General features: G+C 67.8%; 17 protein-coding genes. 7 read left to right on the forward strand and 10 right to left on the reverse strand.

The window, feature by feature from the left end:
- The first annotated feature begins 27 nt into the window (after positions 1–27).
- Complete coding sequence (gene betA, locus DN824_RS02435; RefSeq protein WP_138406938.1) at positions 28–1,743, forward strand: choline dehydrogenase; 1,716 nt, start codon at positions 28–30, stop codon at positions 1,741–1,743.
- Between the two features lie 44 nt (positions 1,744–1,787).
- Here the strand turns inward: betA and fba are convergent, their stop codons facing one another.
- The 6 genes from fba to tkt all read right to left on the reverse strand — a co-directional run bounded on the left by fba (position 1,788) and on the right by tkt (position 8,003).
- The gene (gene fba, locus DN824_RS02440) at positions 1,788–2,852 is read right to left on the reverse strand and encodes a class II fructose-bisphosphate aldolase (RefSeq protein WP_138406811.1); all 1,065 of its coding nucleotides are present in this window, start codon (positions 2,850–2,852) and stop codon (positions 1,788–1,790) included.
- Between the two features lie 160 nt (positions 2,853–3,012).
- Entirely contained in the window at positions 3,013–3,342 is a 330-nt protein-coding gene (locus DN824_RS02445) for an MliC family protein (protein ID WP_138406812.1), read from the reverse strand.
- A gap of 22 nt (positions 3,343–3,364) precedes the next feature.
- Positions 3,365–3,559, reverse strand: a complete 195-nt coding sequence (locus tag DN824_RS02450; RefSeq protein ID WP_138406813.1) for a hypothetical protein — start codon at positions 3,557–3,559, stop codon at positions 3,365–3,367.
- A 93-nt stretch (positions 3,560–3,652) separates the two neighbouring features.
- Positions 3,653–4,813 carry a phosphoglycerate kinase gene (locus tag DN824_RS02455; RefSeq protein ID WP_138406814.1) on the reverse strand — a complete coding sequence of 387 codons (1,161 nt, stop codon included), beginning with the start codon at positions 4,811–4,813 and terminating at the stop codon, positions 3,653–3,655.
- Between the two features lie 39 nt (positions 4,814–4,852).
- Positions 4,853–5,899: an erythrose-4-phosphate dehydrogenase gene (gene epd, locus DN824_RS02460; protein ID WP_138406815.1), complete on the reverse strand. Its 1,047-nt coding sequence runs from the start codon at positions 5,897–5,899 to the stop codon at positions 4,853–4,855.
- Between the two features lie 106 nt (positions 5,900–6,005).
- A complete protein-coding gene (gene tkt / locus DN824_RS02465) occupies positions 6,006–8,003 on the reverse strand; it encodes a transketolase (protein ID WP_138406816.1) in 1,998 nt (665 codons plus the stop codon).
- 292 nt (positions 8,004–8,295) lie between these two features.
- On the opposite strand from tkt, the gene DN824_RS02470 reads away from it, so the two are divergent.
- Positions 8,296–9,294, forward strand: coding sequence for an ArsR/SmtB family transcription factor (locus DN824_RS02470; protein WP_138406817.1), 999 nt, complete (start codon positions 8,296–8,298; stop codon positions 9,292–9,294).
- A gap of 14 nt (positions 9,295–9,308) precedes the next feature.
- Positions 9,309–10,499 (forward strand): methionine adenosyltransferase, encoded by a 1,191-nt coding sequence (gene metK / locus DN824_RS02475; RefSeq protein ID WP_138406818.1) that lies wholly within the window; start codon positions 9,309–9,311, stop codon positions 10,497–10,499.
- A 68-nt stretch (positions 10,500–10,567) separates the two neighbouring features.
- On the opposite strand, the gene DN824_RS02480 is transcribed toward metK, so the two are convergent.
- On the reverse strand, positions 10,568–11,131 hold the full coding sequence (locus DN824_RS02480; RefSeq protein ID WP_138406819.1) for a DUF2780 domain-containing protein: 564 nt from the start codon (positions 11,129–11,131) through the stop codon (positions 10,568–10,570).
- A 221-nt stretch (positions 11,132–11,352) separates the two neighbouring features.
- Between DN824_RS02480 and DN824_RS02485 the strand changes: the two genes are divergently transcribed.
- Positions 11,353–12,417: a glycosyltransferase family 4 protein gene (locus DN824_RS02485; protein ID WP_138406820.1), complete on the forward strand. Its 1,065-nt coding sequence runs from the start codon at positions 11,353–11,355 to the stop codon at positions 12,415–12,417.
- A gap of 2 nt (positions 12,418–12,419) precedes the next feature.
- The gene (locus DN824_RS02490) at positions 12,420–14,543 is read left to right on the forward strand and encodes an amylo-alpha-1,6-glucosidase (protein ID WP_138406821.1); all 2,124 of its coding nucleotides are present in this window, start codon (positions 12,420–12,422) and stop codon (positions 14,541–14,543) included.
- A 24-nt stretch (positions 14,544–14,567) separates the two neighbouring features.
- Here the strand turns inward: DN824_RS02490 and DN824_RS02495 are convergent, their stop codons facing one another.
- Together DN824_RS02495 and DN824_RS02500 are read right to left on the reverse strand one after the other, a co-directional pair.
- Positions 14,568–15,329 (reverse strand): ABC transporter permease, encoded by a 762-nt coding sequence (locus DN824_RS02495; protein WP_138406822.1) that lies wholly within the window; start codon positions 15,327–15,329, stop codon positions 14,568–14,570.
- Positions 15,326–16,252 (reverse strand): ABC transporter ATP-binding protein, encoded by a 927-nt coding sequence (locus tag DN824_RS02500; protein WP_138406823.1) that lies wholly within the window; start codon positions 16,250–16,252, stop codon positions 15,326–15,328. Before DN824_RS02500 ends, DN824_RS02495 begins: the two co-directional genes overlap by 4 nt.
- A 207-nt stretch (positions 16,253–16,459) precedes the next feature.
- Between DN824_RS02500 and ligB the strand changes: the two genes are divergently transcribed.
- Both ligB and DN824_RS02510 read left to right on the forward strand, forming a co-directional pair.
- Positions 16,460–18,139, forward strand: coding sequence for an NAD-dependent DNA ligase LigB (ligB, locus tag DN824_RS02505; protein WP_138406824.1), 1,680 nt, complete (start codon positions 16,460–16,462; stop codon positions 18,137–18,139).
- A 61-nt stretch (positions 18,140–18,200) separates the two neighbouring features.
- Complete coding sequence (locus DN824_RS02510; protein WP_158295322.1) at positions 18,201–18,590, forward strand: DUF1090 family protein; 390 nt, start codon at positions 18,201–18,203, stop codon at positions 18,588–18,590.
- On the opposite strand, the gene DN824_RS02515 is transcribed toward DN824_RS02510, so the two are convergent.
- Positions 18,584–19,030 carry a c-type cytochrome gene (locus tag DN824_RS02515; protein WP_138406826.1) on the reverse strand — a complete coding sequence of 149 codons (447 nt, stop codon included), beginning with the start codon at positions 19,028–19,030 and terminating at the stop codon, positions 18,584–18,586. The genes DN824_RS02510 and DN824_RS02515 overlap by 7 nt on opposite strands.
- Positions 19,031–19,054 lie beyond the last annotated feature (24 nt).

The raw sequence follows: 19,054 nt of genomic DNA on the forward strand, positions 1-19,054 counted from the left end.
GCCACACGCTGCAAGCTTCCGAAGGTGCTGCCCATGGAATACGACTACATCATCATCGGCGCCGGCTCGGCGGGGAATGTCCTGGCCGCGCGGCTGACCGAAGACGCGGACGTCAGGGTCCTGCTGCTCGAAGCCGGCGGCCCCGACTACCGGCTGGATTTCCGCACCCAGATGCCCGCCGCCCTCGCCTTCCCCTTGCAGGGACGGCGCTACAACTGGGCCTACGAAACCGAGTCCGAACCGTACATGGACAACCGCCGCATGGAGTGTGGCCGCGGCAAGGGGCTGGGCGGCTCCTCGCTGATCAACGGCATGTGCTACATCCGCGGCAATGCCCTGGACTACGACAACTGGGCCCAGGCGCCGGGGCTCGAGGACTGGACCTACCACGACTGCCTGCCCTACTTCCGCAAGGCCGAGACCCGGGACATCGGCCCCAACGACTACCACGGCGGCGACGGCCCGGTGCACGTCACCACCCCCAGGGCCGGCAACAACCCGCTGTTCCGCGCCATGGTGGAGGCCGGCGTCCAGGCCGGTTATCCGGCGACCGACGACCTCAACGGCTACCAGCAGGAAGGCTTCGGCCCGATGGACCGCACGGTGACACCCGAAGGGCGACGCGCCAGCACCGCCCGCGGCTACCTGGACAGGGCCCGCGAGCGGCCGAACCTGACCGTCGTCACCCACGCCCTGACCGATCGCATCCTCTTCAGCGGCAAGCGCGCCAACGGCGTGGCCTACCTGCAGGGCAACGGCGACGTGCCCAAGGTGGTCCATGCGCAACGGGAAGTCCTGCTCTGCGCCGGCGCGATCGCTTCGCCGCAGATCCTGCAGCGCTCGGGCGTCGGCCCGGCGACGCTGCTGCGCGAGCTGGGCATCCCGCTGGTGCACGACCTGCCCGGCGTCGGCCAGAACCTGCAGGACCACCTGGAGATGTACCTGCAGTACAGCTGCAAGCAACCGGTCTCGCTGTATCCGGCATTGCAGTGGTGGAACCAGCCGCAGATCGGCGCGCAGTGGATGTTCCTCGGCACCGGCATCGGCGCGAGCAACCAGTTCGAGGCGGGCGGCTTCATCCGCAGCAGCGCCGAATTCGCCTGGCCCAACATCCAGTTCCACTTCCTGCCGGTGGCGATCAATTACAACGGCACCAACGCGGTGAAGGAACACGGCTTCCAGGCCCACGTCGGCTCGATGCGCTCACCCAGCCGAGGGCGCGTGCAGGTGAAATCCCGCGACCCGCGCGAACACCCGAGCATCCTCTTCAACTACATGAGCGCCGAGCAGGACTGGCGCGAGTTTCGCGACGCGATCCGCATCACCCGGGAGATCATGCAGCAGCCGGCGCTGGACGCTTACCGTGGCCGCGAGATCAGCCCGGGGCCGGACTGCCGGAGCGATGCCGAGCTGGACGCCTTCGTCCGCCGCCACGCCGAAACCGCCTACCACCCGTCCTGCTCCTGCAAGATGGGCCTGGACGAGATGGCGGTGGTCGACGGCCAGGGCCGGGTGCACGGCCTCGAAGGGCTGAGGGTGGTCGACGCCTCGATCATGCCGCTGATCACCACCGGCAACCTCAACGCGCCGACCATCATGCTGGCCGAGAAGATCGCCGACCGGATCCGCGGACGCACCCCGCTGCCGCGCAGCGACGCGCCCTACTTCGTCGCCGGCGACCGCCCGGCCCGCCTGCGGGCGGAACCGCCGGAAATCGCCAGCGAACTGCCGCAGCCGGCCTGAAACGAAAAAGCCCGCTTTCGCGGGCTTTTTCATGAGCGAGGGTCTCAGTTGACCTTCGGGTCCAGCTCGCCGCGGGCATAACGCTCGAACATCTTCTCCAGGGAGATCGGCTTGATCTTGGAGGCGTTGCCGGCGGTGCCGAAGGCTTCGTAGCGGGCGATGCAGATGTCGCGCATCGCGGCCACGGTCTTGGCCAGGTACTTGCGCGGGTCGAATTCGGCGGGGTTCTTGGCCATGAATTCACGGATCGCACCGGTGGATGCCAGGCGAAGGTCGGTGTCGATGTTGACCTTACGGACGCCGTACTTGATGCCTTCGACGATCTCTTCGACCGGCACGCCGTAGGTTTCCTTGATGTCGCCACCGTACTCGTTGATGATTTTCAGCCACTCCTGCGGCACCGAGGACGAACCGTGCATCACCAGGTGGGTATCCGGGATGCGCTGGTGGATTTCCTTGATGCGCTGGATCGACAGGGTGTCGCCGGTCGGCGGCTTGGTGAACTTGTAGGCGCCGTGGCTGGTGCCGATGGCGATCGCCAGGGCATCGACCTTGGTCTTCTTCACGAAGTCGGCCGCCTCTTCCGGGTCGGTCAGCAACTGGCTGTGATCCAGGGTGCCTTCGGCGCCGACGCCATCTTCTTCACCGGCCATGCCGGTTTCCAGGCTGCCCAGGCAACCCAGCTCGCCTTCCACCGACACGCCGCAGGCGTGGGCGAACGCGACGGTCTGCTGGGTGACGCGCACGTTGTATTCGTAGTCGGACGGGGTCTTGCCGTCTTCGCGCAGCGAGCCGTCCATCATCACGGAGGAAAAGCCCAGCTGGATGGAGCGCTGGCAGATGTCCGGGCTGGTGCCGTGGTCCTGGTGCATGACCACCGGGATGTGCGGGAATTCTTCCACCGCGGCCAGGATCAGGTGGCGCAGGAAGGGCGCGCCGGCATATTTGCGGGCACCGGCCGAAGCCTGGACGATCACCGGGGAATCGGTCTTGTCGGCCGCTTCCATGATGGCGCGCATCTGCTCGAGGTTGTTGACGTTGAAAGCCGGCACGCCGTAGCCGAATTCGGCGGCGTGGTCGAGCATCTGGCGCATGCTGATGAGTGCCATGTTTTCCTTTCTCCCGGTTAGGGTCATTCAAACGTTAAAGCCTGCCCCAGGGGCCGGCGCTGTTCAAGCACCGCGCCCCGGGGCGCGGCATTGTACGGGCGGGCGGCAACGACAGCTCTCCGTCCCTGGTGTTTTTTTGCGTGGCGACCGTGCCGCCGGATCAGAAATTGATCAACGAGGCGCTGCAGCCGTGGGCCAGCACCCTGTCGTCGGCTACGCGGTACACCAGCACCTCGCTGCCCTTGTCGTGCAGGGCGATTACGCCATCGCTATAGAAAGCGCCCCGGGTTGCAGGTTCCAGGCGCAAACGATGAATCTGCGAGTCCCTGCCGATTCGCAGATCGACGCTGCGCCGGTCCTTGTCGGCGTAGCGCCAGGCAATGGTTTGCTGGCTGTCGCAGTTCCAGCGCACCAGCGGTGCGTCGGGGCCTGCCTGGCGCGCGCAACCGACCAGCAGTGCGGCGGCAAGCAGAAACATCAGGCCTTTCATCTGTTCTCCTGGAAACCGACGTTCAGTCGCAGTCCTGTTCGTCCGGGCTCATGGCGGTGGGATCTCCGGTGGCCTGCATCTCGACGCGCTGGGCGTTCTGCGCGGTCGGGGTGTCGGCCGGTGGCGGCGCGAACAGTTCGCAGGCGCTTTCCGGCGCGCCACCACCGGCACAGCCGGCGAGGGTCAGGCAACACAGGGCAACGGCGGCGTAACGCATGGCGAGTCTCCTTTCCTTGATGGTCAGTTTAAGAGACACCGCCCGGCCCGGGTGGTTGCCTTGTGCCAGCGCAACCGCCCGGGCACGCCGGGCTCAGCGGGCGCGCTGCTCGAGCACCTCGACCGCTGGCAGCACCTTGCCCTCGACGAACTCGAGGAAGGCGCCGCCGCCGGTGGAAATGTAGGAGATGCGCTCGCTCACGCCGTATTTGTCGATGGCCGCCAGCGTGTCGCCGCCACCGGCGATGGAGAACGCCGGGCTGTCGGCAATCGCTTCGGCGAGCACGCGGGTGCCCTGGCCGAACTGGTCGAACTCGAACACGCCGACCGGACCGTTCCAGAGGATGGTCTTGGACGACTTCAGCAGCTCGGCGAAGTGAGCGGCGGTCTGCGGGCCGATGTCGAGGATCATGTCGTCGTCGGCCACGTCGGCGATCGCCTTGACGGTGGCTTCGGCGCTCTCGGCGAATTCCTTGGCGACCACCACGTCGACCGGCAGCGGCACGCTGACCTTGGCCGCGATGGCCTTGGCGGTGTCCACCAGATCGGCTTCATACAGCGACTTGCCGACCTTGTAGCCGGCGGCGGCGAGGAAGGTGTTGGCAATGCCGCCACCGACGATCAGTTGGTCGCAGACCTGGCTCAGGCTGTTGAGCACGTCGAGCTTGGTCGAGACCTTGGAACCGGCGACGATGGCCGCCATCGGCTTGGCCGGGCTCTTCAGCGCCTTGCCCAGCGCATCCAGCTCGGCAGCCAGCAGCGGGCCGGCGCAGGCGACCTTGGCGAACTTGGCCACGCCATGGGTCGAACCCTGGGCGCGGTGCGCGGTACCGAAGGCATCCATGACGAACACGTCGCACAGCGCGGCGTACTGCTGCGCCAGCTCGTCGGTGTTCTTCTTCTCGCCCTTGTTGAAGCGCACGTTCTCCAGCAGCACCAGCTCACCGGCCTTCACCTCGACGCCGCCGAGGTAATCCTTGATCAGCGGGACCTCGCGGCCCAGGGCCTTGGTCAGGTAGTCGGCGACCGGCTTGAGGCTGTCCTCCTCGCTGTAGACACCCTCTTCCGGGCGGCCCAGGTGGGAGCAGACCAGCACCGCCGCGCCCTTCTCCAGGGCCAGCTTGATGGTCGGCAGCGAAGCCAGGATGCGCGCGTCGCTCTTCACCACGCCGTCCTTCACCGGCACGTTGAGATCCTCGCGGATCAGTACGCGCTTACCCTGGAGGTCGAGGTCGGTCATCTTCAAAACGGTCATAGGATCTTCCTTAAGAGTGGTCGAGTGGCGCGCTGCGGTTCAATCGTCATGGGCGACGCGCAGATAGTGGTCGGCGACTTCGAGCATGCGGTTGGCGAACCCCCACTCGTTGTCGAACCAGGCCAGCAGATTCACCAGCCTGGGGCCGGAAACGCGGGTCTGGCTGCCATCGACGATGGCCGAATGCGGGTCGTGGTTGAAGTCGCAGCTGGCATGGGGCAGTTCGGTGTAGGCCACGAGGCCCTTGAGCGGCCCGCCTTCGGCGGCTTCGCGCAGGACCCGGTTGATCGTCTGCGCATCGGTGTCGCGGGCGGTCTGCAGGGTAATGTCCAGGCAGGACACGTTCACCGTCGGCACCCGAACCGCTTTGGCCTGAATCCGCCCCGAGAGTTCCGGCAACAGCCGTTCTATTCCGCGGGCGAGCCCGGTGGACACCGGAATCACCGACTGGAAGGCCGAGCGGGTGCGGCGCAGGTCCTCGTGGTGGTAGGCGTCGATCACCGGCTGGTCGTTCATCGCCGAGTGGATCGTGGTGATCGAGGCGTACTCGATGCCCACCGCCTCGTTGAGCAGCTTGAGCACCGGCACGCCGCAGTTGGTGGTGCAGGAGGCATTGGAAACCAGCCGTTCACGCCCCGTCAGGCAGCCCTGGTTCACCCCCATCACCACCGTGGCCTCGACGTCGGCGGCGCTGCCCATCGGCTGGGAGAACAGCACGCGCGGCACCCCCGCCTCGAGAAAACGCAGCCCATCGGCGCGGCTGGTATAGGCACCGGAGCATTCGAGCACCAGGTCCACGCCCAGCGCGGCCCAGTCGATCGCTTCGGGGTCGGCCTGGCGCAGCACCTTCACGCAATGGCCGTTGAGGTGCAGGCAGTCGCCCTCCACGCTCACGTCGCCGGGAAAGCGGCCGTGGGTGGAGTCGAAACGGGTGAGGTATTCCAGACTGGCCATGTCGGCCAGATCGTTGAGCGCAACGATCTCGAAGTTGAAGGCGGCGTCGCGCTCGTAGAAGGCGCGCAACACGCAACGACCGATGCGGCCGTAGCCGTTCAGGGCGATGCGGTAGGGGGGAGTTCGGGACATTGGCTCTGGAGCCCGAAGCCCGAAGCCGGAAGCCCGAAGCCCGAAGCAGGAGCGGCGCCTGGCACGTCCTGCTTCTGCTTCAAGCCTCAGGCTTCAAGCTTTAAGCTCATTCCTCCAGCAGTTCTTCAGCCACGGCCAGGATGTTGTCGACCGTGAAGCCGAAGTGCTCGAACAGCTGGCCGGCCGGCGCGGATTCGCCGTAGGTGGTCATGCCGATGATGCGGCCTTCAAGGCCCACGTACTTGTACCAGTAGTCGGCATGGGCCGCTTCGATGGCGATCCGCGCGCTGACCTCGACCGGCAGCACTTGCTGCTTGTAAGCCGCATCCTGGGCGTCGAACACGCTGGTGCAGGGCATCGACACCACGCGCACCTGGCGGCCCTGCGCGGTGAGCTGGTCGTAGGCCTGCACGGCCAGGCCGACTTCGGAGCCGGTGGCGATGAGGATCAGCTCGGGCTCGCCCGCGCAGCTCTTGAGGATGTAGCCGCCGCGAGCGATGGCCGCTTCGGTCTCGTTGTCGCGGATGTGATACGGCAGGTTCTGGCGCGAGAAGACCAGCGCGCTCGGGCCGTCGTGGCGCTCGACCGCATGCTTCCAGGCCACCGCCGATTCGACGGTATCGGCCGGACGCCAGGTGTCCAGGTTCGGCGTGCAGCGCAGGCTGGCCAGTTGCTCGACCGGCTGGTGGGTCGGGCCGTCTTCGCCCAGGCCGATGGAGTCGTGGGTGAAGACGTACAGCACGCGCTGCTTCATCAGGGCCGACATGCGCACCGCGTTGCGGGCGTATTCCATGAACATCAGGAAGGTCGCGCCGTAGGGGATCAGGCCGCCGTGCAGGGCGACGCCGTTCATGATCGCGCTCATGCCGAACTCGCGCACGCCGTAGTACATGTAGTTGCCCGAGGCATCCTCGGCGACCACCGGCTTGCAGCCCTTCCACAGGGTCAGGTTGGAACCGGCCAGGTCCGCCGAGCCGCCGAGCAGTTCGGGCAGCAGCGGGCCGAAGGCGTTGAGGCAGTTCTGGCTGGCCTTGCGGCTGGCGATGGTCTCGCCCTTGGTCGCCACCTCACGGATGAAGGCCGATGCCTTCTCGGCGAAGTCCGCCGGCAGCTCGCCGGCCATGCGGCGCTTGAACTCGCTGGCGAGGTCGGGGAATTCGGCCTGGTAGGCGGCAAAGCGCTGGTTCCACTCGTTCTCGGCGTTGACGCCGGCTTCCTTGGCGTCCCACTCGGCGTAGATGTCGGCCGGGATCTCGAACGGGGCGTGGTGCCAGCCGAGCGCCTCGCGGGTCGCGGCGACTTCGGCATCGCCCAGCGCGGCGCCGTGGGATTCTTCCTTGCCCTGCTTGTTCGGCGAGCCGAAGCCGATGATGGTCTTGCAGCAGATCAGGGTCGGCTGGTCGCTCTTGCGGGCGGTCTCGATGGCCATCTTGATCTCGTCGGCGTCATGGCCGTCGACGTTGCGGATCACCTGCCAGCCATAGGACTCGAAGCGCTTGGGCGTGTCGTCGGTGAACCAGCCGTGCACTTCGCCATCGATGGAGATGCCGTTGTCGTCGTAGAAGGCGATCAGCTTGGACAGGTTGAGGGTACCGGCCAGCGAGCAGACCTCGTGGGAGATGCCTTCCATCATGCAGCCGTCACCCATGAAGACGTAGGTGAAGTGGTCGACGATGTTGTGGCCCGGGCGATTGAACTGCGCGGCCATGACCTTTTCGGCCAGCGCGAAGCCCACCGCGTTGGCGATGCCCTGCCCCAGCGGACCGGTGGTGGTCTCGACGCCCGGCGTGTAGCCGTACTCCGGATGGCCCGGGGTCTTGCTGTGCAGCTGGCGGAAGTTCTTCAGGTCGTCGATCGACAGGTCGTAGCCGGTCAGGTGCAGCAGCGAGTAGATCAGCATCGAGCCATGGCCGTTGGACAGCGCGAAGCGGTCGCGGTCGGCCCAGGTCGGGTTGGTCGGGCTGTGTTTGAGGTAGTCGCGCCAGAGCACCTCGGCGATGTCCGCCATGCCCATGGGGGCACCGGGGTGGCCGCTGTTGGCTTTCTGCACGGCATCCATGCTGAGGGCGCGGATGGCGTTGGCACGGTCACGACGGCTGGGCATCGCTGAATCTCCTGCGGGGGTATGGCGAGAAAGACGCCCATTTTCCCCCACGGCGGGGCCCGGGGGCAATGCGCAGGGACCATATCGCCGCCATCATCTGACCACCCGCGCGGCGCACACCGCCCTGGCGCGCCGCCCAGACCCTCCCTGTGGCACTACGCCGCGCCCGAAACACCCCGAAAGATCGCACCGACGCCGGCGGCGGCCCGGCGTCGCGGCCGCCCAGGCAATATCAAAAGATATTGATATTGGCGTTGCCCCCTGCAAGGCCACCGACTAGACTGCGCGACCTATGAGCCTGCGCATCCCCCAGATCCGTTTCGACGCCAGCGACCAGCTCGCCGCCCTGTGCAAGGCCGGCGGCGACCCGCTGAGGCTGAACGTGCTGAGGGCGCTGGCCAGCGATTCGTTCGGCGTGCTGGAGCTGGCGCAGATCTTCGCCATCGGCCAGTCGGGCATGAGCCACCACCTGAAGGTGCTGGCCCAGGCCGGGCTGGTGGCCACCCGCCGCGAGGGCAACGCGATCTTCTACCGTCGCGCCCTGCCCGACGGCGAGAGCCTTGGCGGCGCGCTGCATGCCGCCCTGCTCGAGGAGGTCGACGGCCTCGAGCTGCCCGACGAGGTACGCGCGCGGATTGCCTCGGTGCATGCGCAGCGCAGTGCGGCGAGCGAGGATTTCTTCACCCGCATGGCCGGCAGCTTCCAGGCTCGACAGGACCTGATCGCCGGCCTGCCGCAGTATCGCGACAGCGTGCTGGCGCTGCTCGAGGCGCTGCACCTGCCGGCCGGGGCCTCGGCCCTGGAGGTCGGCCCGGGCGACGGCAGTTTTCTGCCGGAACTGGCGCGACGCTTCGCGCGGGTGCTGGCGGTCGACAACAGCCCGGCGATGCTGGAGCTGGCGCGACTGCGCTGTGAACAGGAAGGGCTCGGCAACGTCGAACTGAAACTTGCCGATGCCTTGCACGACGATTGCCCGGCCGCCGATTGCGTGGTGGTCAACATGGTGTTGCACCACCTGGCGGCGCCGGGCGAGGCACTCAGACAACTGGCGCGGCTGGTGAGCCCGGGCGGAAGCCTGCTGATCACCGAGCTGTGCAGCCACAACCAGGGGTGGGCCAGGGAGGCCTGCGGCGATCTCTGGCTCGGTTTCGAACAGGACGATCTGGCCCGTTGGGCCGATGCCGCGGGGCTCACGCCCGGCGAGAGCCTCTACATTGGCTTGAAAAACGGTTTTCAGATCCAGGCCCGGCAGTTCGCCCGCCCCGCTGACGACCGACTCACCCACCGGTAACAGGAAACCGATAGATGAGCGAATACTCGATTTTCACCTCCGAGTCCGTGTCCGAAGGACACCCGGACAAGATCGCCGACCAGATTTCCGATGCGGTACTGGACGCCATCATCAGCGAAGACAAGCACGCCCGCGTCGCCTGCGAGACCCTGGTCAAGACCGGGGTGGCCATCGTCGCCGGTGAAGTGACCACCTCCGCCTGGGTCGACCTGGAACAGCTGGTGCGCGATGTGATCATCGACATCGGCTACAACAGCTCCGACGTCGGCTTCGACGGCGCCACCTGCGGCATCGTCAACATCATCGGCAAGCAGTCGGTGGACATCGCCCAGGGCGTCGACCGCTCCAAGCCGGAAGACCAGGGCGCCGGTGACCAGGGCCTGATGTTCGGCTATGCCAGCAACGAAACCGACGTGCTGATGCCGGCACCGATCCGCTTCTCCCACGCGCTGGTCGAGCGCCAGGCCGAAGCGCGCAAGAGCGGCCTGCTGCCCTGGCTGCGCCCGGACGCCAAGAGCCAGGTCACCTGCCGCTACGAAGGCGGCAAGGTGGTCGGCATCGACGCCATCGTGCTCTCCACCCAGCACAACCCCGAGGTCAAGCATGCCGACCTCAAGGAAGCGGTGATGGAGCTGATCGTCAAGCACGTGATCCCCGCCGAACTGCTGCACAAGGGCACCCAGTTCCACATCAACCCGACCGGCCAGTTCGTCATCGGCGGCCCGGTGGGCGACTGTGGCCTGACCGGCCGCAAGATCATCGTCGACACCTACGGCGGCATGGCCCGTCACGGCGGCGGCGCCTTCTCCGGCAAGGACCCGTCCAAGGTCGACCGTTCGGCCGCCTACGCCGGTCGCTACGTGGCCAAGAACATCGTCGCTGCGGGCCTGGCCGAGCGCTGCGAGATCCAGGTCTCCTACGCCATCGGCGTCGCCCAGCCGACCTCGATTTCGGTGAACACCTTCGGTACCGGCAAGATCGGCGACGACAAGATCATCGCCCTGGTGCGCGAGCACTTCGACCTGCGTCCCTACGCGATCACCACCATGCTCGACCTGCTGCACCCGATGTACAAGGCCACCGCCGCCTATGGCCACTTCGGTCGCGAACCCTATGAGATGACGGTCGGTGGCGACACCTTCACCGCCTTCACCTGGGAGAAGACCGACAAGGCAGACGCCCTGCGCGCCGCCGCCGGCCTCTAAGCCCGGCCGCAACGAAAAGCCCCGCCAGCTCGCGCTGCGCGGGGCTTTTTCGTTTCAGGGCGAACGGCTCAGTTGCCGCCCACGCCCCAGACGCCCGCCAGCCCCTGCAACAGCGAGCCCTCGACGCCCTGGTTGTCCAGGTACTGGAGCAGCAGCGGCGCGAACTGACCCACCAGGGCCGAATCCATGCCGAGCATGGCGAAGGCCTGCTGCGCCTGAGGCAGCGTCTGCACCTCGTCCAGCGCTTTCTGCGTCGCGCTGCCGACCTGATCGGACTGGCCCGACTTGCCAAGCAGCCCACCAAGACCGGCGAGCTGCCCGAGCCCGTTGCTCCCGGCCAGGCGCTGCAGCTCGGGCATCTCGTTGACCAGGTGGCCATACTGGCTCACCGGCAGCTGATGGCGCGCCACGTTGAGCAGCGCGCCGGTGCCGCCGATGGCCTGCTGCGGCGTGATGCCCAGCTCGTCGAGCGTACCGACCAGCTGGATCGCCTGCGCCGCCTGCCCCTGCTGGGTGCCGCCCATCATCGAAGCGCCGATGCGGGCCGCCTCGCCCAGGTCGAAGGCGGCGAGCGCCGGGCCGCTGAGCAGACCAAGTGCCGCCGTGATCACGACGGGCCGGAAAATCTTCATGCGAAACCTCGCGAGGTGAATGGACGGCCATGCTAATCCGCCGCCGCCCGCGTTGCTCGACAACCTGTCGAAAAGTCCGGCGCGCGCGCCCCGTGACAGCCGACGAGCGGAACGCCCGGCTCACTTGAAATCCTCGCCTCGAACCCTAAATGCGAAGCCGATTCCCGACGAGGACCCTGACGATTTCTCGCTCTGTTCATCCCTGATCAAGGAGACCATTGATGAAGATTGCGCAAATTGCCCCCCTCTACGAAGCCGTGCCGCCGCGCCTGTATGGCGGAACCGAGCGCGTCGTCGCCCACCTGACCGACGCGCTCGTCGAACTCGGACACGAGGTCACCCTGTTCGCCGCCGCCGATGCGCAGACCTCGGCCGAACTGGTACCGGTCCGCGATCGCGCCCTGCGGCTCGACCCGCAGCCGCTCAAGTCGGACCTGGCGAGCCACCTGCAGCTGATCGACGAGGTTCGCGGCCGCGCGCACGAGTTCGACGTCCTGCATTTCCATGTCGACCTGCTGCACTTCCCCTTCTTCGAGGACATGGCCGAGCGGACCCTGACGACCCTGCACGGACGCCTCGACCTGGCCGACCTGCCGCAGGTCTACCGCCGCTGGCACCGCTATCCGCTGATCTCGATTTCCCACCACCAGCGCGCGCCGCTGGCGTTCGCCAACTGGGCCGGCACCATTCATCACGGCCTGCACGCCTCCAGCTACCGTTTCCATGAGCGGCCCGAAGGGGGCTACCTCGCCTTCCTCGGCCGCATCTCGCCGGAGAAACGACCGGACCGGGCCATCGCCATCGCGCGTCGGGCCGGCTTGCCGATCAAGATCGCGGCGAAGGTCGACAGCGCCGACACCGAGTACTACGACCAGGTCATCCGCCCGCTGCTGGACGACCCGCTGGTGGAATTCGTCGGCGAAATCAGCGATGCGCAGAAATCCGAATTCCTCGGCAACGCCCGCGCACTGCTGTTCCCCATCGACTGGCCCGAGCCGTTCGGCCTGGTGATGATCGAGGCCATGGCCTGCGGCACGCCGGTGATCGCCTGGCGCTGCGGTTCGGTGCCGGAGGTCATCGATGATGGCGTAACCGGCTTCATCGTCGACGACGAGGTCGCCGCCGCCGATGCCGTTCACTGGGTCGGCACCCTCAGCAGGCGGCGCGTGCGCGAGGTGTTCGAGCAGCGCTTCTCCGCCCACGCCATGGCGCAGCGCTACCTCGAACAGTACTGGAAGCTGCTGGGCGATCACGGCCCCCATCAGCCACTGCAGAAGAGCGCCTGACCATGACCGGCCTACCACGAACCGAGCAACCGCGTGGACCCGAGCGGCTCTTCGTGCTCAAGGAGGGCGACAGCTTCCTGGTGGCCGATCACTTCGGCGACCTGGGCGGGCAGGAAGACGGCCTCTTTCGCAATGACACCCGCGTGCTGTCGCGCTGGCGCCTGCGCGTGGGCGGGCAGCGTCCCGCCCTGCTGTCGAGTGCGGTCAGCCAGGACAACGTGTTCTTCACCGCGCACCTGTCCAACCACCCCCTGTCCATGCTGGGCGAGCCGGACACCCCGCAGGGCGTCATTCACATCGAGCGCAAGCGCCTGCTGTGGGAAGGCCGCCTGCTGGAACGGCTGTCGCTGGTCAACTTCGCCGACGAGCCGGCCAGCGTGCCGCTGGACGTCGAGTTCGCGGCGGACTTTCGCGACATGTTCGAGGTACGGGGGCAACGGCGCGCGCAGCGGGGCGAACTGCTGGACGCCGAACTCGGACCGCAGAGCGTCACGCTGCGCTACCAGGGCCTCGATGCCCAGTTGCGCTGCGCGGCGATCAGCTTCTCGCAGCCGCCAGGGCAGCTGGACGAGCAGCACGCGACGTTCGTCGTCGACCTGGCGGCGCGCGCCGAATGGGAACTGTTCGTCGAGATCGGCCCGTCGCCGTGCGAACCGAACCGGACGCGCTTTCGCCAGGCCGCGGCGCAGGCGCGGCGCAGCATGCGCCGGCGCCGTCGGCGGGGCGCCCAGATCAAGACCTCCGGCCGCCTGTTCCAGGCGTGGCTGGACAATTCCCGGGCCGACCTCGCCCTGCTGACGACCGAGCTGCCGACCGGGCCGTACCCCTACGCCGGGATTCCCTGGTTCTCGACGCCTTTCGGCCGCGACGCGATCATCACGGCGCTGCAGGTGCTGTGGCTCGACCCCGCGCTCGGGCGCGGCGTGCTCGCCTACCTGGCGCGCCACCAGGCCCGGGAGCATTCCAGCTTCCGCGACTCGGCGCCCGGAAAGATCATGCACGAGACCCGTCAGGGCGAGATGTCGGCGGTCAACGAGCTGCCGTTCGGCCGTTATTACGGCGGCGTGGACACCACCCCGCTGTTCATCGTGCTGGCGGGCGCCTACGCCCGGCGTACCGCCGACCGGGCGTTCATCGAGTCGATCTGGCCGGCGCTCGAATCGGCCGCGCGCTGGATGGACGAGCAAGCCGCAAGGCACCCGAGCGGCCTGCTCGGCTATGCCCGCGGCGAGGACAGCGGGCTGATCAACCAGGGCTGGAAGGACAGCCACGACTCGGTCTTCCACGCCGATGGCAGCACGCCGGAAGGGCCGATCGCGCTGGTCGAGGTCCAGGGCTACGCCTATCGCGCCTACCGTGAAATGGCCGAAATGGCCGCCGAGCGCGGCCTGTCCGAACGCGCCGTCGAATGGCAAGCCAAGGCCGAGCGCCTGCGCGAGGCCGTGGAGCAGCACTTCTGGCTGGCGCAGGCAGGCTTCTACGCCCTGGCGCTCGACGGCACCGGTCGCGCCTGCCAGGTGCAGGCCTCCAACGCCGGACACCTGCTCTACTGCGGGCTGCCAGATGCCGAGCGCGGGCGCGCGACCGCGCAGAAGCTGCTGTCGCGGGCCTTCAATTCGGGCTGGGGGATTCGCACGCTGGTGCCGGACGCGGCCCGATTCAACCCGATGTCCTACCACAACGGCTCGATCTGGCCCCATGACATGGCGCTCTGCGCCGCGGGCCTGGCGCGCTATGGCGAGCGTCAGGGCGTGGTCCGCCTGCTGGGCGGCCTGTTCGAGGCCGCCAGCCACTTCGGCATGCGCCTGCCGGAGCTGTTCTGCGGCTTCGAACGGGCGCCGGGCGAGGCGCCGATCGCCTACCCGGTGGCCTGCCTGCCCCAGGCCTGGGCGGCCGGCTCGGTGTTCATGCTGCTGCAGGCCTGCCTGGGCGTTTCGATCGACGCGCGGCAGGGGCAGGTCAGCGTCGAGCGCCCACACCTGCCCGCTGGCATCGATCAGCTGCAGCTGCGCGGGCTCAGGGTGGGCGATGGGCAGCTGGACCTCAGCTTCCAGCGACTCGGGGCACGCACCCTGGTGTTCGGCGACCGGCGCGAGGGGCCGGTGCGCCTGATCATCGAGCAGTGACCGGCGGGGCCGGGCGCCCCGCCGTCAGTTCTTCAGCCGATAACCGGTCTTGAAGATCCACCAGACCAGCCCCAGGCAGACGGCCAGGAAGCCGAAGGTCATGCCCAGGCTGATCGCCGGATGCACGTCGGAAACGCCGTAGAAGCTCCAGCGGAAGCCGCTGATCAGGTACACCACCGGGTTGAGCAGAGCGATCTTCTGCCAGACGTCGGGCAGCATTTCGATCGAATAGAAGCTACCGCCGAGAAAGGCCAGCGGCGTGACGATCAGCGCGGGGACGATCTGCAGCTTTTCCCAGCCGTTGGCCCAGACCCCGATGATGAAGCCGAACAGGCTGAAGGTCACCGCCGTGAGCACCAGGAACAGCGCCATCCACAGCGGATGCTCGATCCGATAGTCGACGAACACCCGCGCCGTCACCAGGATCAGCAGCCCGAGCACCACCGACTTGGTGGCGGCCGCGCCCACGTAGCCGATCAGGATCTCGACGTAGGACACCGGCGCCGACAGCACCTCGTAGATGGTTCCCGAATAGCGCGGCATGTAGATGCCGAACGAGGCGTTGGAGATGCTCTCGCTGAGCAGCATCATCATGATCAGGCCGGGCACGATGAACGCCGCGTAGCTGACCCCGTGGATCTGGCTCATGTTGGAGCCGATCGCCGAGCCGAACACCACGAAATACAGCGAGGTGGAGATCACCGGCGTGGCGATGCTCTGCATCAGCGTGCGCCACGCCCGGGCGAGTTCGAACAGGTAGATGGCGCGTACCGCGTAGACGTTCATGGACGAGCCCTCACCAGGCTGACGAAGATTTCCTCGAGCGAACTCTGCGAGGTCTGCAGGTCCTTGTAGTCGATGTCATGGGCGGCCAGGCTGCGCAGCAGCTCGGCGATCCCGGTGTGCTCGCGCTGCGTGTCGAAGGTGTACACCAGCGCGTGACCGTCGTCGGTCAGCGCCAGCGGATAGCCGCCGAGCTCCGCCGGTATCGCCGCGAGAGGGCGCTGCAGCTGCAGGGTCAGCTGCTTCTTGCCCAGCTGGGTCATCAGCCGGTGCTTGTCCTCCACCAGGATGATCTCGCCCTTGCGGATCACCCCGATGCGGTCGGCCATTTCCTCGGCTTCCTCGATGTAGTGCGTGGTGAGGATGATGGTCACGCCACGCTCGCGAAGCTTGCGCACCATCTCCCACATGTCGCGGCGCAGCTCCACGTCGACGCCTGCGGTGGGCTCGTCGAGGAACAGGATGGTCGGCTCGTGGGACAGCGCCTTGGCGATCATCACCCGGCGCTTCATGCCGCCGGACAGCTCCATGATCCGGGCGCTTCGTTTTTCCCACAGCGAGAGGTCGCGCAGCAGCTGCTCGAGGTAGGCGTCGTTGGGCGCCTTGCCGAACAGCCCACGGGAAAAGCGCACGGTGGCCCAGACGCTTTCGAAGCCTTCGTTGAACAGTTCCTGGGGCACCAGCCCGATCTTCGAGCGGGCCGCCCGGTAGTCGTCGATGATGTCGTGGCCGTCGACCAGTACCTTGCCGGTGCCCGGGTTGACGATGCCGCAGATGATGCTGATCAGCGTGGTCTTGCCGGCGCCGTTGGGGCCCAGCAGCGCGAAGATCTCGCCCTTGCGGATCTCGAGATCGATGCGCTTGAGCGCCGGATGACCCGACGCGTAGGTCTTGGTGAGTGCCTCGATGGAGATTACGGATTGCACGGGAGCGTTTCTCCGGATACATAGAGGTGCGCGATTGTAGAGAAAAAGCCGGCAAGGCAGGCGGTGTAAAACCTCGCGAACGGTTTCGCACCGCCGAAGGCGAGCGGCCGAGCCGCCTTCGCCGCCGACAGGGCAGGACGCCCTGAGCCGCCAGTCGCCCTACCCGGGCCGATGCGCCCGTTCGTCTACCCGAGCAAGGATGCTCCCATGATACGACCCGCCCTGCTGGCCATCGTGCAGACGTCGCTCTGCCTCCCGGCGTTCGCCGCCCCCTGCCCCGACTGGGAACCTTCCCACGCCCACCGCGAGATCGCCGGCCTCGACGCGAAGATCGTTGCCTGGGATGCCGCCTATCACGGCCACGGTCAGTCCCTGGTGCCGGACGAGGTCTATGACCAGGCCCGCGCGCGCCTCGACGGCTGGCGAAGCTGCTTCGCCGAACAGCCGCACGCGCCGGCCGATCCGCTGGCGGGCCAGGGCGGCGAGCGGCTCCACCCGGTGATGCAGACCGGCCTGACCAAGCTCGCCGACGAGGCCGAGGTCTCGCGCTGGATGGCCAGCCGGAAGGACCTGTGGATCCAGCCCAAGGTCGACGGCGTGGCCGTGACCCTGGTCTACCGGGACGGGGTTCTCCAGCAGGCCATCAGCCGTGGCGACGGGCGCAGCGGGCAGGACTGGACCGCCCGGGTGCGCCAGTTGCCACGGGTCGCCCAGCGCCTGCCGCTGAGCGAACCGGTGATCCTCCAGGGAGAGCTGTACTGGCGGCTGCCCGATCACGTGCAGGCCACCGCCGGCGGCACCGGCGCGCGCAGCAAGGTCGCCGGGCTGATGGCGCGCCAGCGGCTTACCCCGGAAGAGGCCGCGGGCATCGGCCTGTTCGTCTGGGACTGGCCGAACGGGCCGGACGAGATGCAGGCGCGCCTGCGGGGTCTCACCGCCATGGGCTTTGCCGATACCGCGCAGCTCAGCCAGCCGCTGACCACCGTCGCCGAGGCACGCCACTGGCGCGACCACTGGTACCGCAACGCCCTGCCCTTCGCCAGCGACGGCGTGGTGCTGAAGCAGGCGCACCGCCCCGAGGGCAGTCGCTGGCGCGCCGAACCGCCGTCCTGGGCGGCGGCCTGGAAATACCCGGTGGTCACCGCGCTGACCGAAGTCCGCGAGGTCACCTTCAAGATCGGCCGCACAGGACGGATCACCCCCATGCTGGGCATCGAACCGGTCATCCTCGACGGGCGCCGCATCACCCAACTGAGCGTGGGCTCGCTGCAGCGCTGGCGAGCCCTCGACATCCGCCCGGGCGACCAGGTGGCCGTCGCCCTCGCCGGCCTGACGATCCCGCGCCTGGACGGGGTGATCTGGCAGGCCTCGCAGCGCCAGGGCGTGACCGTACCCGATCCCGCGCGCCACCATGCGCTCAGCTGCTGGCGGCCGGAACCGGGCTGCGAGGCCCAGTTCCTGGCGCGCCTCGCGTGGCTGGGCGGCAAGCAGGGCCTGGCGCTGCCCGGCGTGGGTCCGGAAACCTGGCGCTCGTTGCTCGAGGCGGGCTTGCTCTCCGATCTCGGCGACTGGCTGACGCTCGACAGCGCACACCTGGCAGAACTGCCGGGCGTGGGACCGGTTCGCGCCGCCGCGCTCAGACGACGCTTCGACGAGGCGCGCCAGCGCCCCTTCGCCCGCTGGCTGGCCGGGCTCGGCGTGCCGCCGGGGGTCGAGCTGACGGGCGAACTCAGCTGGGCGGACCTGGCCACGCGCAGCCAGGCGCAATGGGCCGAGCAGCCCGGCATCGGCCCGGGCCGGGCGCGCCAGCTGCATGCGTTCTTCAACGAGCCGGAGGTCGCCGCGCTGGCGGCGCGGCTGGGGGCGCAGGGCATCGCGGGCTTCTGAACGGGGCACTTCCAGGCCAAACGGGAGTCGACAGTCCTCGACTTCTATCGGGAACCCCTTCATGCCATACCGGCGTCTGTCGACCCTGTTCGCCGCCAGCCTGTTCATCAGCGCCACGCTGCCGGCCAAGGCGCGTACCGAAAGCTGCAGTGCGCAGCGGCAAGGCATCAGCGAGCAGCTCCATCAGGCGCGTCTGCTGGGCGACCGGGTCACCCAGACCGAGCTGGAGGCGCGCCTGAAGGCGCTCAACGTCCGCTGTCGGGGCATGCAGCCGCTGCAGGCCAATCGCCTGGCGATCGAGCAGGCCAACCAGTTGGTCAGGCAGCGAGAGGCGCAACTGCGCGAAGCACTGGCCGACGGTGATGCAGGGCGTATCGAGCTGCGTCAGCGTCAGCTCGATACGGCGCGCCGCTGGCTGGAAGCGGCGCGCAAGGGGACCGTCAGTCAGTAGGCGCGAAACTCGCGGTGACAGGCCTCGCAGCTGTCTTCGACCTGCTGCAGCGCGGGACGTACCTGCGCGGGCCTCAAGGGCGTCTGACCGCTCGCGGCAACCAGCGCGGCGGTGGCCGCCTCCATCTCACGCGCCAGTTCCTGAAACCGCTCCTGACGCGCCCAGACATCGTCGCGCGCGCTGCTGCGGCCATCGCGCTCATCGGGGAAGTATTGCCAAGGCTGGCGCGACAGGTTGTCCAGCTCGACCGCCCCTTCGGCGAAGCGCCCGGCATCGAACGGCAGGCGCCCGCGCAACATGCCGCCCAGATCCTCGCTGACCCGGAGCATCTCCTTGAAGAGTGCGCTGCGCCTGCCCTGGGGCGAATCGGGATCGACGCGATCGCAGCCCCCCAGGGCCAGGGTTCCCAGCAGTATCGCGGCCATCAGGGTGCGCTTCATCGGATACCTCGAGCCTGACAAAGC

Source organism: Stutzerimonas nosocomialis, assembly GCF_005876855.1.
GTDB classification, from domain to species: Bacteria; Pseudomonadota; Gammaproteobacteria; order Pseudomonadales; family Pseudomonadaceae; genus Stutzerimonas; species Stutzerimonas nosocomialis.

Bases quoted from the DNA above. Each gene is read 5' to 3' on its own strand.
- fba (WP_138406811.1), bottom strand. From the start codon at position 2,852: ATGGCACTCATCAGCATGCGCCAGATGCTCGACCACGCCGCCGAATTC.
- DN824_RS02445 (WP_138406812.1), bottom strand. From the start codon at position 3,342: ATGAAAGGCCTGATGTTTCTGCTTGCCGCCGCACTGCTGGTCGGTTGC.
- DN824_RS02450 (WP_138406813.1), bottom strand. From the start codon at position 3,559: ATGCGTTACGCCGCCGTTGCCCTGTGTTGCCTGACCCTCGCCGGCTGT.
- DN824_RS02455 (WP_138406814.1), bottom strand. From the start codon at position 4,813: ATGACCGTTTTGAAGATGACCGACCTCGACCTCCAGGGTAAGCGCGTA.
- epd (WP_138406815.1), bottom strand. From the start codon at position 5,899: ATGTCCCGAACTCCCCCCTACCGCATCGCCCTGAACGGCTACGGCCGC.
- tkt (WP_138406816.1), bottom strand. From the start codon at position 8,003: ATGCCCAGCCGTCGTGACCGTGCCAACGCCATCCGCGCCCTCAGCATG.
- DN824_RS02470 (WP_138406817.1), top strand. From the start codon at position 8,296: ATGAGCCTGCGCATCCCCCAGATCCGTTTCGACGCCAGCGACCAGCTC.
- metK (WP_138406818.1), top strand. From the start codon at position 9,309: ATGAGCGAATACTCGATTTTCACCTCCGAGTCCGTGTCCGAAGGACAC.
- DN824_RS02480 (WP_138406819.1), bottom strand. From the start codon at position 11,131: ATGAAGATTTTCCGGCCCGTCGTGATCACGGCGGCACTTGGTCTGCTC.
- DN824_RS02485 (WP_138406820.1), top strand. From the start codon at position 11,353: ATGAAGATTGCGCAAATTGCCCCCCTCTACGAAGCCGTGCCGCCGCGC.
- DN824_RS02490 (WP_138406821.1), top strand. From the start codon at position 12,420: ATGACCGGCCTACCACGAACCGAGCAACCGCGTGGACCCGAGCGGCTC.
- DN824_RS02495 (WP_138406822.1), bottom strand. From the start codon at position 15,329: ATGAACGTCTACGCGGTACGCGCCATCTACCTGTTCGAACTCGCCCGG.
- ligB (WP_138406824.1), top strand. From the start codon at position 16,460: ATGATACGACCCGCCCTGCTGGCCATCGTGCAGACGTCGCTCTGCCTC.
- DN824_RS02510 (WP_158295322.1), top strand. From the start codon at position 18,201: ATGCCATACCGGCGTCTGTCGACCCTGTTCGCCGCCAGCCTGTTCATC.
- DN824_RS02515 (WP_138406826.1), bottom strand. From the start codon at position 19,030: ATGAAGCGCACCCTGATGGCCGCGATACTGCTGGGAACCCTGGCCCTG.